This is a genomic window from Streptomyces sp. NPDC059909, assembly GCF_042730885.1.
Lineage (GTDB): Bacteria > Actinomycetota > Actinomycetes > Streptomycetales > Streptomycetaceae > Streptomyces.
Genome location: NZ_JBHWKX010000052.1, coordinates 23,273 through 36,364, shown reverse-complemented (window position 1 = coordinate 36,364; position 13,092 = coordinate 23,273). Strand labels below are relative to the sequence as shown.

The window sequence follows — 13,092 nt, the reverse complement described above, 5'->3', positions numbered from 1 at the left end:
GCCGAGGTCTCCGGCGCCGTCGTGTCGTCGGTCGGCGGGGCGACGACCGTGAAGTCGACGGCCTTCTCGGCGGCCGCGTTGCCGGCCTTGTCGGTCGCCCGGTAGCGGATCTTGTGGGTGCCGACCTCGTGGACCATCACCGGGGTCGTGTACGGCTGCCAGGGGCCGTCCGCACCCACGGCGTACTCGACCTTGTCCACGCCGGAGCCGGCGTCCGTCGCCGACACCGTCACCGTGGCGTGCCCGATGTACGCGCCGTCCGCGTTCTGCTCGCCCTCGACCTTCGCCGACGTCTCCGGCGCCGTCGTGTCCTCGCTTCCGCCCTCGGTCACGGTGAGGATGCCCTGCATCTGCCCGTGTCCGGGCATCGTGCAGTAGAAGCGGTAGCGGCCGGGCGTGAGCGTGACCTCGGCCGTGTGCTTCCCGCCCTGGTCGTCATTGGGGTTGGCCAGGATGTTCAGCGGGACGTCGTTGTTGTACTCGGGATCGGAGACGTCGAAGGTCAGCGTGTGCGGCATGCCGGTGGTGTTGCCGGTCGCCGCGCTGTTCTCGAAGACGATCGTCGTCGGGCCCGCCACCGCGGTGGTGGGGAAGGACAGATAGCGGTCGATCGGATCGCCCGCCGTCCAGGTGAGGACCTGCGCCACGGGAGCCTGCGTGGCCTCCCGGTCGTCGGCCCGTCCGTACGCGGCCGTCGACGTCAGCCCCACGACCATGGAGAGCGCCGCGAGCAGCGTCGCCCACAGACGCAGTGGCCGGTGCCCCGGTCGGTGTCTCATTGTGCCGCCTTCCTCGCGAGCTGATCGGCGGCCGGGGTGGCCTCGCCGCCCTTGTAGGTCACACGCCACAGTGCGGACTTGGCGTCCGAGGTGAAGAAGCCGCGCCCGTAGTCCAGGACGTACAGCGAACCGTCCGGGGCGAACTTCCAGTCCATCAGGTTGCGGATGCCGTTCGTCCCACCCGGGATGATCTTCTTCAGGGACTCGGCGTGCACCGGCAGCCCGCCCTTGCCGACGGTCTTCGGGTCGGTCAGCACGGCGTGGCGCGGCTGGTCGCCGTCGTAGAAGTCGCCGACGAACCACTTCCCGTCCCAGTACGACGGCCACTTGGAGGTGGAGTCGCTCGCCTCGTCGTACCGGTACACCGGTCCGTTCATCGTCGCCTGGCCGCCGCCCTTGAGCCACGGCAGCAGCAGCTTCTGCTCCTCCACCTTGTAGCTGGGGATGCCGGCGGCGTCGCGCGGGTAGTCGGGGCCGCCGCCCTGCGGCGAGTACCAGATGGTGTTCGGGGTGACGGGCGGCAGATTCACCAGGCCGTCGTTGTTCGGGGACTCGTTCTTCGGCTTGGCGCAGTCGTACCAGCCCAGCGGCTTGCTCGGGTCCGGCAGATTGCGGTCCCGGTAGGGCTGGTTGTTGCCCATGCAGTACGGCCAGCCGTGGTTGCCCGCCCTGGTGATCGCGGCGAACGTGTCGTACTTGGCCGGGCCCCAGGTGGTGGACGGCGAACCGGCGTCCGGGCCGACCCAGCCCGCGTACAGGATGTCGGTGGTCTTGTCGACGAAGATCCGGGCCGGGTTGCGCACCCCCATCACATAGATCTCGCCGCGGGTCTTCCCGCCGCCCTCGTCGGGCTCCTTGCCGGTGAAGAGGTTGCCCTCAGGGAGGGTGTACGTGCCGTCGCCCTCCGGGTGGATACGGAGGATCTTGCCGTTGAGGTTGTTGGTGCTGCCGGCCGTGCGGCGCGCGTCCGCGAACGAGACGCCCTTGAAGTTCGGCTCCGGGTTGTTGCCCGAGTAACCGCCGCTGAAGCCGGAGGAGTTGTTGTCACCGGTCGCGATGTACAGGTTGCCCTTGGAGTCGAAGGCCATCCCGCCGCCCGCGTGGCAGCAGCTGTGGATCTGCACGGGCCACTTCAGCAGCACCTTCTCGCTCGCCAGGTCCAGCGTGTTGGTGGCGAGGTCAAGGGTGAAACGTGACACGTACCGCTGCGCCATGTGGGTGTCACGGTTGATCTTCGAGTGTGGTGTGTAGTGCAGATACACCCAGCCGTTGGTCATGAAGTCCGGGTCCAGTTCGATGCCGAGGAGCCCCTCCTCGACCTTGGTGAGCTCGTCGCCGCCGCCCTTGTTGCCGAAGACCGTCAGCGCGCCCGCGAGGGTCACCTTCTTCGCCTTCGGGTCGTAGACGTGGATCTCGCCCTGGCCCCTGCCGATGTCGGGGTTGTTCCAGTCGGTCACGACCGGCTTGGACGAGTCGGCGCCGCCGCGGCCGATGTAGAGGATCCGCCCGTCGGGGGCCGCGACCAGGCCGTGCGGCTCGCCGATCTGGTCGTTCTGCGCGGGCTGGTTGGGCTGGGTGACGCGCTCCGCCGTGTAGTTGGCGGCGATGGTGGCCTTGCAGTCGGCACGGGACGTCCGGGTGGTCCAGGCCAGCGCGCCGCGCAGATGCTCGCGGAAGTCGGTCTCGGCGAACGAGTCGACCGTACCGCCCATGCCGGTGTAGAAGGAGCGGCCGCCGTCGTAGTCACGGCACCAGGAGACGGGATGGTCCCAGCCGCCCGCGCCCGGTCCCGGCTGGTACGAACTCTCCTTGACCCGCGCCACCGTGTGCACGGAACCCGACGGGTTCACCGTCCAGTTGAGCCACTTGTCGGGGCGCTTCCAGTTCAGCGGAAGGCTCTTGGTGGCCGGGTGCCGGCGGTCGCCGACCTCGACGACCGCGCGCTGCACGGTGGCCGGCGAGGTGGTGGGACGGGCGCCGACCAGTCCGGTGAACCAGTCCGAGTACGGCTCGGTGCGGGCCGCGTCATGGATGCCGACGAAGCCTCCGCCCGCCTCCATGTACGCCTCCAGGCCGGCTTCCTGCTCCGGGTCGAGCACATCGCCGCCGCCGGTCAGGAAGACCACGGCGTTGTACCTCCCGAGCTTCCTGGCGTTGGTGAACACGGAGGCGTCGTCGGTGGCTTCGGTACGGAAGCGGCCCGCGGCAGGACCGGACAGGCCGATCTGCTCGATCGCCGCGATCCCGGCGTCGACGGTCGGCGACTCCTCGGTGGCCGAGGCGTGGAAGACCAGGACACGGACGTTCGCGCCGCCCGGTGGTGACGGCATGGACAACGTTGTCTGCGTGGCTGTCGGCTCTCCCGGATCGGGCCTCGCCACGGCCGCGTTCCCCCCGAGCAGGGACGCGCCCAGCGTCCCCGCCAGGAGGGCGGCGGCCGCTGCGCGCCGGGATTTCGACCGGTGATGTGGTGCGCGGTGCATGAGTTCACCTACCCCTCATTTGTCACAGCAACAGCCGTTGAAGCTAGACCTCTTTTGGTGAGACGCCAATAGGTATGACCGCAACACGACGAACTTTGTCCTGGGTGTGGATAAACAAAGATCACCCGGCTACCGTGTGCCGCCCGGCCTGATTTCCACCCGGCCAATGAGCTCAATGACCTCAAAGACCGTTCGGCACTGGGGAGTTCACATGGACAGACGGAGCTTCAACCGGCGCCTGCTGGCCGGAGGCGCGGCCGCGGCGGCCGGCGCGACATCGTTGTCGCTCGCCGCCGCCCCCACCGCGGCCTCTGTCGAGGGCGACGCCCCGAAAACTGCCCCGGCCGGCGGTGCGGTACGCCATCTCAAGGTGTACGCCGAGAAACTGGCGGACGGTCAGATGGGCTACGGCCTCGAGAAGGGCAAGGCGACCGTGCCCGGACCGATGATCGAGCTGATCGAGGGCGACACCCTGCACATCGAGTTCGAGAACACGATGGACGTCCCGGCCAGCCTCCATGTCCACGGTGTCGACTACGACATCGCGAGCGACGGCACCAAGCTGAGCCGCAGCCACGTCGAGCCGGGCGGCACGCGCACGTACACCTGGCGCACCCACACCCCGGGGAGGCGGAAGGACGGCACCTGGCGGCCGGGCAGCGCGGGTTACTGGCACTATCACGACCATGTGGTCGGCACCGACCACGGGACGGGCGGGATCCGCAAGGGGCTGTACGGCCCGCTGGTGGTGCGGCGTAAGGGCGACATCCTTCCGGACAAGCAGTTCACGATCGTCTTCAACGACATGACGATCAACAACAAACCGGCCCACCAGAGCCCCGAGTTCCGGGCCACGGTGGGCGACCGGGTCGAGATCGTCATGATCACGCACGGCGAGTACTACCACACGTTCCACATCCACGGTCACCGGTGGGCCGACAACAGGACCGGTCTGCTCACGGGCCCGGACGACCCGTCACGCGTCATCGACAACAAGATCACGGGCCCGGCCGACTCCTTCGGCTTCCAGATCATCGCGGGCGAGCACGTGGGCGCGGGGGCCTGGATGTACCACTGCCACGTCCAGAGCCACTCGGACATGGGGATGGCCGGGCTGTTCCTGGTCGCGAAGCCGGACGGGACGATCCCGGGCTACGAGCCGCACCATCCCCCGGCGGCGTCGGACGCGTCGGACGCGTCGTCCTCAGCGTCGGGCGCGCACGAGCACTGAGGCGGCGCGGCGCGGCGCGCTGGGCCAGGCCAGGCGCGGGACAGGTCAGGGCCAGGCCAGGCGCGGGTCAGCGGCCGTAGGCGTCCCGGCACAGGGCGGTGAACGAGGGATCGGCGACTCCCTCCGAGTCCGAACAGAGCCTCCTCATGTCGTAATCGAGCCGCGGACGGGACGGCGGACGTACGCCGATACCGGGCCGGTCCGACCGCGGCACCCGGACCTTCGGCGGGGTGTGACGGCCGCGAGGCTCCGGGTGCACGGCACGGTGGGGCGGGACGGGTGCGGACCGGTCGTCGTCATTGCGCGTACGGTCCGACGCGGCCGGAGCCCGGCCCTTGTCCTGGTCCTTCCCGGCCTTGTCCTGCTCCCTGGGCTTCTCGGGTGCCGACTCCACCAGTTCCTCGTGCGCCGACGGCTGCCCCGGTGCGAGCGGCGCGGACGAGCGGTCGCCCGCCGGCGCGAGACCCGGTGCGGGTGGCGACGACGGTGTGCCGGACACGGAAACACAGCCGGTCGCGGTGAGGAGGGCGAGGAGAGCGAGGGGCATGGTCCGCAGGCGCATTCGCCCAGCCTGCCGCAGCGAGCGCAGAACCTGGTAACGGATCCGCGCCGAACCACCATGACGAGTGATCACGAGGACGGCGGACGACGACGAGTGGGGCGCGCGTCACCGTCCTGGAGGCTGCGGACGAGCCGGGTGGAGGCTGCCGTTCGGGTGAGCGCACGCTGCCCGGGCTGATCCACGACCACTGCTGCGCCGTGCACGCCACGGGAGTCGCCTCCCCGTTCCTGAGTTCGCTGGGTCTCGAGCGGTACGGGCTGGAGTGGGCCTGGCCCGAGGCCGATCTGGCGCACCCCCTGGACTCGGGACCGCCCGGGATCCTGCTGCGCTCCCTCGACGCGACCGCCGCCGCGCTCGGTCCGGTGGACGGACCCGCGTGGCGCGGCGTCTTCGCCCCGCTCGCTGACGGCTTCGACGCCCTGCTCGCCGACATCATGCGCCCGGTCACCCACGTACCGGCCCATCCCGTGCATCTCGCGCGGTACGGGCTCCTGGCGGCGCTGCCGGCAGCGGTGCTCGCCCGGCGCTGGCGCACCGATGCCGCACGCGCCCTGTTCACCGGACTCGCGGCGCACGGGTTCCACCCCCAGAACCGCCCGCTGACCAGCGCGATCCCGCTGCTGCTGGGCGCCGCGGGCCACGCCTGCGGCTGGCCCGTCGCGCGCGGCGGATCGCGCGCCGTCAGCGACGCCCTCATCGCCCGGCTGAAGGAGCTCGGCGGGACCGTCGAGACCGGCGTACGCGCGTCGACCCGCTGGACCAGCTCCCGCCGTACGGCACGGTCCTGCTCGATCTCGCGCCCGAGGCTGTCCTGCCCATCGCGGGCGACCGGCTGCCGCCGTGCGTACGACAGGCCTACGCACGCTTCCGGTACGCGCCGGGAGCGTACAAGGTCGATCTCGCGGTCGAAGGGGGCGTGCCCTGGCGGGACGAGGTATGCCGGCGCGCTGGCACCCTGCACCTCGGCGGCTCGGCCGCGGAGGTCGCACACACGGAACGCGAGATCAACCGGGGGCGGATGCCCGAACGGCCGTTCGTGCTGGTCGCGCAGCAGTATCTCGCCGATCCGTCCAGATCGCGCGGTGACGTCCACCCCGTCTACGCGTACGCGCACGTGGCGAACGGCTACCCGGGAAACGCCACCGAGGCCGTGCTCCGACAGTTCGAACGTTTCGCCCCGGGCGTCCGGGAGCGGATCGTCGCAACGGCCGTACGGTCGGTCACCGCGACCGAGGCGTACAACCCGAACCACGTCGGCGGCGACATCATCACCGGCTCCACCGGCCCCCTCCAGCTCGCACTGCGCCCGCGCCGCGCGACGCTGGACCCGTACCGCACCGGCATCCCGGGAGTCTACCTGTGCTCGGCGGCAACCCCGCCGGGCACGGCGGCGCACGGAATGTGCGGGCACAACGCGGCACGGTCGGCACTGCGTGCGGCTGGACGCGATCGGTAGCAGACTCGTTAGCGGACCCGAGGAAAGGGCGACGCACCATGCTCACCACCCGTTACGTCACAGGCTCCCCGAACTGGATCGAGCTCGGCACGCCCGACATCGAGGGCGCGAGCGCCTTCTACGGAGGCCTCTTCGGCTGGACCTTCCGGTCGGCCGGCCCCCAGGCGGGCGGCTACGGGATGTTCCAGCTCGGGGGGAAGACGGCGGCCGGAGCGATGGCCGTGCCCCCCGAGCAGGGGGCCACCGCCTGGAACCTCTACTTCCAGTCGCCCGACGCGGACGCCACGGCCAAGCGGGTGCGCGACGGTGGCGGAACCGTCGTGGCCGAGCCGATGGACGTCTTCGACCTGGGCCGCATGGCGATCTTCTCCGACCCGGCGGGCGTCGGCTTCGCGACCTGGCAGCCTGGCACCAACAAGGGCCTCGACGTGGTGAACGAAACGGGCTCACTGCGCTGGGCGGAGCTCTACACGCCCGACACGGAGTCCGCCCTCGGCTTCTACCGCTCGCTCTTCGGCTGGGAGGAGTTCGGCGTCCCGATCCCGGGCGGCGACGCCTACACGACGGTCAACCCGCCCGGCACGGGCCCCGAAGGCATGTTCGCCGGCCTGGTCCCCCTGGAGACCGACCCCACGGAGGCTGCCGACGGCCCGTACTGGCTCCCGTACTTCGAGGTCGACGACACGGACGCATCCGTCGCCCAGGCCGAAAAGCTGGGCGGTAAGGTCCGGTTGGCACCGCTCGACCTGGAGGACGTGGGCCGCATCGCGAAGCTGGCTGACCCGTACGGGGCACGCTTCGCGATCATCAAGAGCGTGCCACGGGGGTAGCTGCCCAGCGACCGCGGTCGTTTCGTTGAGTGTTCATTGACGCGGTGTTTATCGACAGCGGGCAACGTTTCCGGCATGCCGATCAACACCACGACGACCACCGGCACCGAACTCGCATGGCAGGAATCAGCCCTCTGCGCCCAGGCCGGCCCCGAATTCTTCTTCCCCGCCCCCGGCTCCTCCACCCGCGAGGCCAAACTGCTGTGCGGCGCGTGCGAGGGACGTGTGGCGTGCCTGGAGTACGCGCTCGCGAACGACGAGCGGTTCGGGGTGTGGGGCGGGCTGTCCGAGAAGGAGCGCGGCCGGCTGCGGCGGGGTCAGAGCCGGCGCCGCAGGTAACGACCGCCCTTGGCGAGCCCGGCGCGCTCGGCGCGCTCGGCGCGCTCGTCGGCCGGGGGGAGCTCCGGGCCGGAGTGCGACGGCCGGATGACGCGCTGCGGGTAGTGGCCCCCGGCGGGGGAGGCCACGCCGCCGCAGGCGGGGTCGCCTGCGAACCAGATGATGTCGGGGTGGGGGTTCTGCTCGCTGCTGAGGTCGCAGCGGTACGGGACGGGGTGAATGACCAGTTCTTGATCCGGGGCCAGTGTGATCGTGATCAGGTGGTCCCGGCTGTTCGGGACGTACGCGCAGGGGTAGGCGCGCCAGGGGTAGCTCTGAAGGATGCGGGCGACTCCTGGCGCACCCACTACACCCATGCCAAGGAACGGGATGGCGGTCAGCGCGATGAGGAACGTCAATGCCACCCATGAGATCGCGTCGTCGCCCTCCAACCGCCATACGAAGGCTGCAATCAGCATGATGGGGACTACGACCGCTGCGGCAAACCATGTGCCCCGTCTCCACAGCAGCTTACGGTAGCCAGCCGCTGTCGCAGGATGCTCGTAGGCGGTCTTGCAGAGGGGAACGGCCGGGGCGGCCGGGCGGGTCACAGCAGGACCTCCAGCAGTCGGCTAGGGCGGTTCGCCGGTTCCGGAGCCGGATCCCCAGCAGGGTCCACGAAGGTGAGGGTGTGCCCGATGCCCACGAGGATGTCCGTGTACTCGGACGCCATCGTGGTTGCGCACGTCGTCAGGTCAATGACCACCACTCGGGATCCGTGGGGCCGGGCCACGGCCAGGCGACCTTGGAACACTCCGGGTGCCTCGGAAGGGATTCCGGCAACTGCTCGGAGATGAGCCGGTAGGGCTGGCAGCATCCGGGCTGCGAGCGCAGCAGGTCCTGCACACGCGAGATCGACGCGTCGCCGGTCCACAACCGTTCCGAAGCCCCCTGTCGCCAGCTCGATTCCGGACTGCGCCGCTGCCAGTGTGGCGTTCGGTGCTCCGGTGAGCAGGTCGGACACCGTGACAAGTGAGGTGCACAGCTCGGTAGCCTCGCCACGATGGAGCCCGAGGGCGGCATGAGTGGTGCCCTGTTCGTACAGGGCACTGACCAAGCTGAGCAGAGCGCGGGATTCGCGCAAGCGCTGCGCACCGACCACGGTGTCCGCGTGGATGTGCGGAAGCTCCTGCTGCAAGCGCGAGTCCAGCTCGTCAAGGCTGCCGGGGTCGATGTCGTGGTACCCCGGTGGTAGTCGGAACCAGCAGTTGCCGTTGTGATCCATCGCTGACTCCTAGCGGACTTGCGACCATGTCCTTGCTGCAGAGATGTAGTTGGGAATGTCCGAGGTGGTGATGCGCGCGCCGTCGGTGACGGTCGCCGTGCTCTTCACCGCTTCGTTGTCGTCGGCTCCGAACAGCCCGGCACCCGATGCCACGACGCCGGTGCCTGCAACGCCTGCCTGGACCTGCTTCTGTGACACACGAGAACCCGACTGACGAACGGCCCAATCCGCGAGGGGCTTCGGTGCCTCGTCGATGGCTCGCATGACGTCTGCGGAATTCGTCCTGAAGGCTCTTGCGCCTTGTCGGAGGCCTTCGTCTGCCGCTCCGACGGTTCTCGCGGCGGCGGCTGCACCTTGCGCACCCTTGGCGACAGCGGCCACCCCGGGAACTGCTCCGAGAGCATCACCGGTGAGCGTGGCTGTCGCTGCCCAGAACTTTCCGCCGAAGTCACCCTTGGTGAACCCGGCGGCGAGGGCGGATCGGAGCTTCGGGTCCGAGGCATGTACGGCGAAGGCGGCGAGACTCAGGCCGGCTGCTAGGAACAGCAGCGGCAGGAGCGCGGTCCCTGTGGCAAACACGGCCGCGAGCCCGGCCAGAGCCGACAGCGTGCTCAACCCGTCCCCCAGATGCTCGTCCACCCACTTGAGTACGGAGTCAAACGCCCCCGGCTCCACCGGCGCCAGCTTCTCCGTCGCCTCGTCGAGTCCCTTCGCGATCCGCGACGCCTCCAGGCGATGCGTCTCCTCCAGCTCCCGCGCCAGCTTCCGCACATCCGCCAGCGCCTCCCGTGCCTTCGTCACCCCCTCCACCGCCATCGCGAGGTCCTTCGCCGGGGCGTCCGGCAGGGCGCGGGTCGAGGACTCGTGGGCTTCGGCCTTCGCCAGGGCCGAGGCGTGGAGCTTCGCGCGGGACTCGTACGTACGGGCCGTCGACTGGTAGCCGATCAGGTCGTCGTGCCAGGTGCCGAGTTGCGCCGCCGCCCTCGACAGGGAGCGGTGTGCGTTGCGGAGGCAGCGCGAGAGGTCGCCGTCGAGCGCCTTGCGGAAGGCCGTCGCGGCCTCGCCCTGCCAGGTGGAGCTCTCGCCGAGGAGGCGGTCGACGAGGCGGTGGGCCGTGCCGAGCGACGCGGCGGACGTGGTCAGCTTCGCGCGCAGGGCGGCGATCTCCGTGGGGCTTCCCGGTGCGGGGTCCCAGCCGAGGTGGGGGAACGTCGCGTCAGCCACGTGGCCCCACCGCCCTGAACGCCGCCTCGATCGCCCGGTTGATCTCGGCGTAGTCGGCGTGACCGGCCTTCACGCCCTCGTGGACGGTGCCGATCCGCTCGCCCAGTTGATCGGCACCGTACTTCCAGCGCTCCTGGAAGCCGTCGCACGCCTCGTCCAGCTCCTTGGTGCCGAGCTGGTCGGCCCGTACGTGTTCCAGCGCGCGTCGCGCCTCGCTCAGTGAGGTGAGGGATTCGCCCAGCGCACGGGAGAAGCGGCCCAACTGGTCGGTGTCCACGCGAAGATCACGGCTCATGGCGGACCACCTTGGCAGATCATCGCCAAAGCGCAGAAATGCCGTACCTCTCCCGAGTGGCGCGATAACCGGATGCTGACGACCGGCACGTGTCATTACGATCAACGAGCATGGGGGACCTGATCACGGACGAGGAGCTGGCGGCGTTCGGCCGCACGGTGGAGCGGTTGCGGACGCTGCCGCTGGACGATCCCGCGCGCAGGCGCGCCGAGGAGCTCGCCGCCTCGTTCGCCCGGGAGAGCCGGAACAAGCGCCGCAAGGCCCGGCAGCGGGCTCGCTCCGAGGCCGACGCCGCGCTCAGCGCGGCCACCGTGACCGGTGCTATGGACCGCCGTGAGGACACCGCGCTGGAGCTGCGGCACGGGACCGTGGGCGAGTATCTGAGGCCCCGGCATTGCTATGTCTGCAAGTCGCTCTATCGACAGGCCGACGCGTTCTACCACCGGCTCTGCCCCGGCTGCGCCCGCGACAACGCGGCCCGTCGCGCCCTGCGCACCGACCTGTCCGGCCGCCGTGCGCTGCTGACCGGTGGCGGGGTGAAGATCGGTTTCCAGCTCGCGCTGATGATGCTCCGCGACGGTGCCGACGTCCTCGTCACGAGCCGCTTTCCGCAGGACACGCTGCGCAGGTTCCGTGCGGTGGAGGGGAGCGAGGAGTGGTTCGAGCGGCTGACCGTGGTCGCGATCGACCTGCGCGACCCGCGGCAGGTGCTGGGCCTGTGCGACCGCCTCCGCGCCGACGGCGTGCCGCTCGACATACTCGTCAACAATGCGGCGCAGACGATCCGGCGGCCGCCCGAGTCGTACGCCCTGCTGGCCGCGGGGGAGAGGAGCGAGCCACCGCGTGGTGTGCTCGCCGCGCCCGGATACGCGCCCATGGCGGCGATCGGCCGTGGGCCCGGCTCCCTCGCCCTGGTCCTGCCCGATGCGGACGAGGCCGGTCTGCTGCCCGACACGGCGCCCGCCAACTCCTGGTCCGCGCGCATCGGTGAGCTCGACCCGGCCGAGCTGCTCGAGACGCAGCTCGTCAACGCCGTGGCGCCGGCACTGCTCTGCGACCGGCTGCTGCTGCCGCTGCTGCTGGCGTCGCCGCGGCGGCGGCGCTACATCGTCAACGTGTCGGCGGTGGAAGGCCGGTTCGCCGTGCGCAACAAGACCGGTGGCCATCCGCACACCAATATGGCCAAGGCCGCGCTGAACATGCTGACCCGCACCAGCGCGGAGGAGCTCGCCGCGCAGGGTGTGCACATGTGCAGTGTGGACACCGGCTGGATCACCGACGAGAACCCGGCCCCGCGGAAGGCGCGGATCGCCGCGGCCGGCATCCGCACGCCGCTCGACATCGTGGACGGCGCGGCGCGCGTGTACGACCCGATCGTGCGGGGCGAGGCGGGTGCACCGGTGGCCGGCGTGTTCCTGAAGGACTACCGCGAGGCCGACTGGTGACGGCAGGCGCCGCGCCGCTCTGCGTCGGCGCCCCGGCGGCCGGCCGGCCGCCGGTGGCCGCGTCGCAGGTCAGTTCGCCGGGATGCGGAACGTCTCTCCGTACGTGCGCCACTCCAGCGGTGTGGCGAGGTCCATGTTCCCGTTCCGCAGGAACACCCGCTGCTCGGTGTCGATACGGGACGTGTCGCGCGCGGCCGCGCTCAGCCTGGTCCGCATGACGGACCGGCTCGCGTCGAGGAAGGCGTCCAGATACGCCTTCTCGTCGCCGCCCTCCGCCGCCGTCTTCGCCTTCTGCATCGCCGCGTGCCGGATGCCGTAGAAGCCGTCGGTCTCCAGGCCGGGGCCGTGCAGCACCATGGCGTCGTAGTAGATGAACTGGCCGAGCGTGCCGAGGCCGTCCATCTTCGCGAGCTGGACGGCCGGGTCGAAGTAGATCCGGTCCCGGGTCTCGTCCTGGGCCTTCCGGAAGGCCGGCTTCTGCGCCTCCCGCGACCAGGCGTCCGTGAAGCCGGGGTCGAGGCCCTCGTGCGAGTCGGTGCCGTCGACCTTGCGGAGGGCGGGGAGATAGCGGGCGAGTCCGTTGTCCGGGTGGGCTGCGGTGTACGACTCGACGAGCTGGAGCATGTCGTTGGTGCCGGAGCAGAAGCCGATGACTCCGGCGGTGTAGCCGTTGCCGTCGCCGTGGTCCTCGATCGCGTCGTACTGGCCGCGCCAGTCGAGCGTGGAGGTGTCCGCGCTGGCCACGAGCTGCGCGGCGATCTCCTTCTTGGCGGGGTCGGCGAGGCCGGGCGGCAGCTTCGCGATCCGGGCCTCCAGCGCCTTCTGCTCCGCCGCCGAACCCGACTTCAGCGGATTGGGCGCGTGGCTCGGCCCCTGGGCCGCCTTGTACGGCCGGTCGGCGAGGGGGATGTCCGACTCGCCGCCCCCGCCGATGACGACGGACACGGCTATGGCCACGGGCGCGGCGACAAGGAGGATACGGGTCAAAGGTTTCACGCGGCACAGCGTACGGTCCGCCGCCACCTGCGGGAGCGCCCCCTCCGGGGAAAATCCGGTGCGCCCGCGCGTCCCGGGCCGCGCCGGGCGGGCCCCGGGCCGCGCGGCGGTGGCGCGGCGGGGTCGGGGATGCCGTCGGCGCTGCACGAAAGTCCCTATAGGCTGGGCGAGTTGACGGCCTGAGAGGT

Annotated in this window: 14 protein-coding genes; 5 read left to right on the top strand and 9 right to left on the bottom strand. The window is 70.5% G+C overall.

What is annotated here, in order from left to right; translation table 11 throughout:
- Both ACFV9O_RS28605 and ACFV9O_RS28600 read right to left on the bottom strand, forming a co-directional pair.
- A partial coding sequence (locus ACFV9O_RS28605; RefSeq protein ID WP_385422739.1) for an OmpL47-type beta-barrel domain-containing protein occupies positions 1 to 779 on the bottom strand: 779 nt, incomplete at its 3' end.
- Positions 776 to 3,262 carry a ThuA domain-containing protein gene (locus ACFV9O_RS28600; protein ID WP_385422737.1) on the bottom strand — a complete coding sequence of 829 codons (2,487 nt, stop codon included), beginning with the start codon at positions 3,260 to 3,262 and terminating at the stop codon, positions 776 to 778. The genes ACFV9O_RS28600 and ACFV9O_RS28605, both read right to left, overlap by 4 nt.
- Positions 3,263 to 3,473: 211 nt before the next feature.
- On the opposite strand from ACFV9O_RS28600, the gene ACFV9O_RS28595 reads away from it, so the two are divergent.
- A complete protein-coding gene (locus tag ACFV9O_RS28595) occupies positions 3,474 to 4,493 on the top strand; it encodes a multicopper oxidase domain-containing protein (protein WP_385422735.1) in 1,020 nt (339 codons plus the stop codon).
- Between the two features lie 67 nt (positions 4,494 to 4,560).
- Here the strand turns inward: ACFV9O_RS28595 and ACFV9O_RS28590 are convergent, their stop codons facing one another.
- Together ACFV9O_RS28590 and ACFV9O_RS28585 are read right to left on the bottom strand one after the other, a co-directional pair.
- Entirely contained in the window at positions 4,561 to 5,055 is a 495-nt protein-coding gene (locus tag ACFV9O_RS28590) for a hypothetical protein (RefSeq protein ID WP_385422733.1), read from the bottom strand.
- 68 nt (positions 5,056 to 5,123) lie between these two features.
- Positions 5,124 to 5,630, bottom strand: coding sequence for a hypothetical protein (locus tag ACFV9O_RS28585; protein ID WP_385422731.1), 507 nt, complete (start codon positions 5,628 to 5,630; stop codon positions 5,124 to 5,126).
- A gap of 341 nt (positions 5,631 to 5,971) precedes the next feature.
- Here ACFV9O_RS28585 and ACFV9O_RS28580 point away from each other — a divergent pair, with 341 nt between their 5' ends.
- The 3 genes from ACFV9O_RS28580 (at position 5,972) to ACFV9O_RS28570 (ending at position 7,680) form a co-directional block, all read left to right on the top strand.
- Entirely contained in the window at positions 5,972 to 6,511 is a 540-nt protein-coding gene (locus tag ACFV9O_RS28580; RefSeq protein WP_385422729.1) for a phytoene desaturase family protein, read from the top strand.
- Between the two features lie 38 nt (positions 6,512 to 6,549).
- A complete protein-coding gene (locus ACFV9O_RS28575; protein WP_385422727.1) occupies positions 6,550 to 7,341 on the top strand; it encodes a VOC family protein in 792 nt (263 codons plus the stop codon).
- A 75-nt stretch (positions 7,342 to 7,416) separates the two neighbouring features.
- On the top strand, positions 7,417 to 7,680 hold the full coding sequence (locus tag ACFV9O_RS28570) for a WhiB family transcriptional regulator (RefSeq protein WP_385422725.1): 264 nt from the start codon (positions 7,417 to 7,419) through the stop codon (positions 7,678 to 7,680).
- Here ACFV9O_RS28570 and ACFV9O_RS28565 read toward each other — a convergent pair.
- From ACFV9O_RS28565 to ACFV9O_RS28550, 4 genes are all read right to left on the bottom strand, one after another.
- Positions 7,659 to 8,138 (bottom strand): hypothetical protein, encoded by a 480-nt coding sequence (locus tag ACFV9O_RS28565; protein ID WP_385422723.1) that lies wholly within the window; start codon positions 8,136 to 8,138, stop codon positions 7,659 to 7,661. The genes ACFV9O_RS28570 and ACFV9O_RS28565 overlap by 22 nt on opposite strands.
- 128 nt (positions 8,139 to 8,266) lie before the next feature.
- The gene (locus ACFV9O_RS28560; RefSeq protein WP_385422721.1) at positions 8,267 to 8,428 is read right to left on the bottom strand and encodes a hypothetical protein; all 162 of its coding nucleotides are present in this window, start codon (positions 8,426 to 8,428) and stop codon (positions 8,267 to 8,269) included.
- Positions 8,429 to 8,953: 525 nt separating this feature from the next.
- Complete coding sequence (locus ACFV9O_RS28555; RefSeq protein ID WP_385422719.1) at positions 8,954 to 10,168, bottom strand: hypothetical protein; 1,215 nt, start codon at positions 10,166 to 10,168, stop codon at positions 8,954 to 8,956.
- Positions 10,161 to 10,463 (bottom strand): hypothetical protein, encoded by a 303-nt coding sequence (locus ACFV9O_RS28550; RefSeq protein ID WP_385422717.1) that lies wholly within the window; start codon positions 10,461 to 10,463, stop codon positions 10,161 to 10,163. Before ACFV9O_RS28550 ends, ACFV9O_RS28555 begins: the two co-directional genes overlap by 8 nt.
- A gap of 110 nt (positions 10,464 to 10,573) precedes the next feature.
- On the opposite strand from ACFV9O_RS28550, the gene ACFV9O_RS28545 reads away from it, so the two are divergent.
- Positions 10,574 to 11,908 (top strand): SDR family NAD(P)-dependent oxidoreductase, encoded by a 1,335-nt coding sequence (locus ACFV9O_RS28545; RefSeq protein WP_385422715.1) that lies wholly within the window; start codon positions 10,574 to 10,576, stop codon positions 11,906 to 11,908.
- A gap of 69 nt (positions 11,909 to 11,977) precedes the next feature.
- On the opposite strand, the gene ACFV9O_RS28540 is transcribed toward ACFV9O_RS28545, so the two are convergent.
- Positions 11,978 to 12,895 (bottom strand): chitosanase, encoded by a 918-nt coding sequence (locus ACFV9O_RS28540; RefSeq protein ID WP_385422765.1) that lies wholly within the window; start codon positions 12,893 to 12,895, stop codon positions 11,978 to 11,980.
- Positions 12,896 to 13,092: the final 197 nt, after the last annotated feature.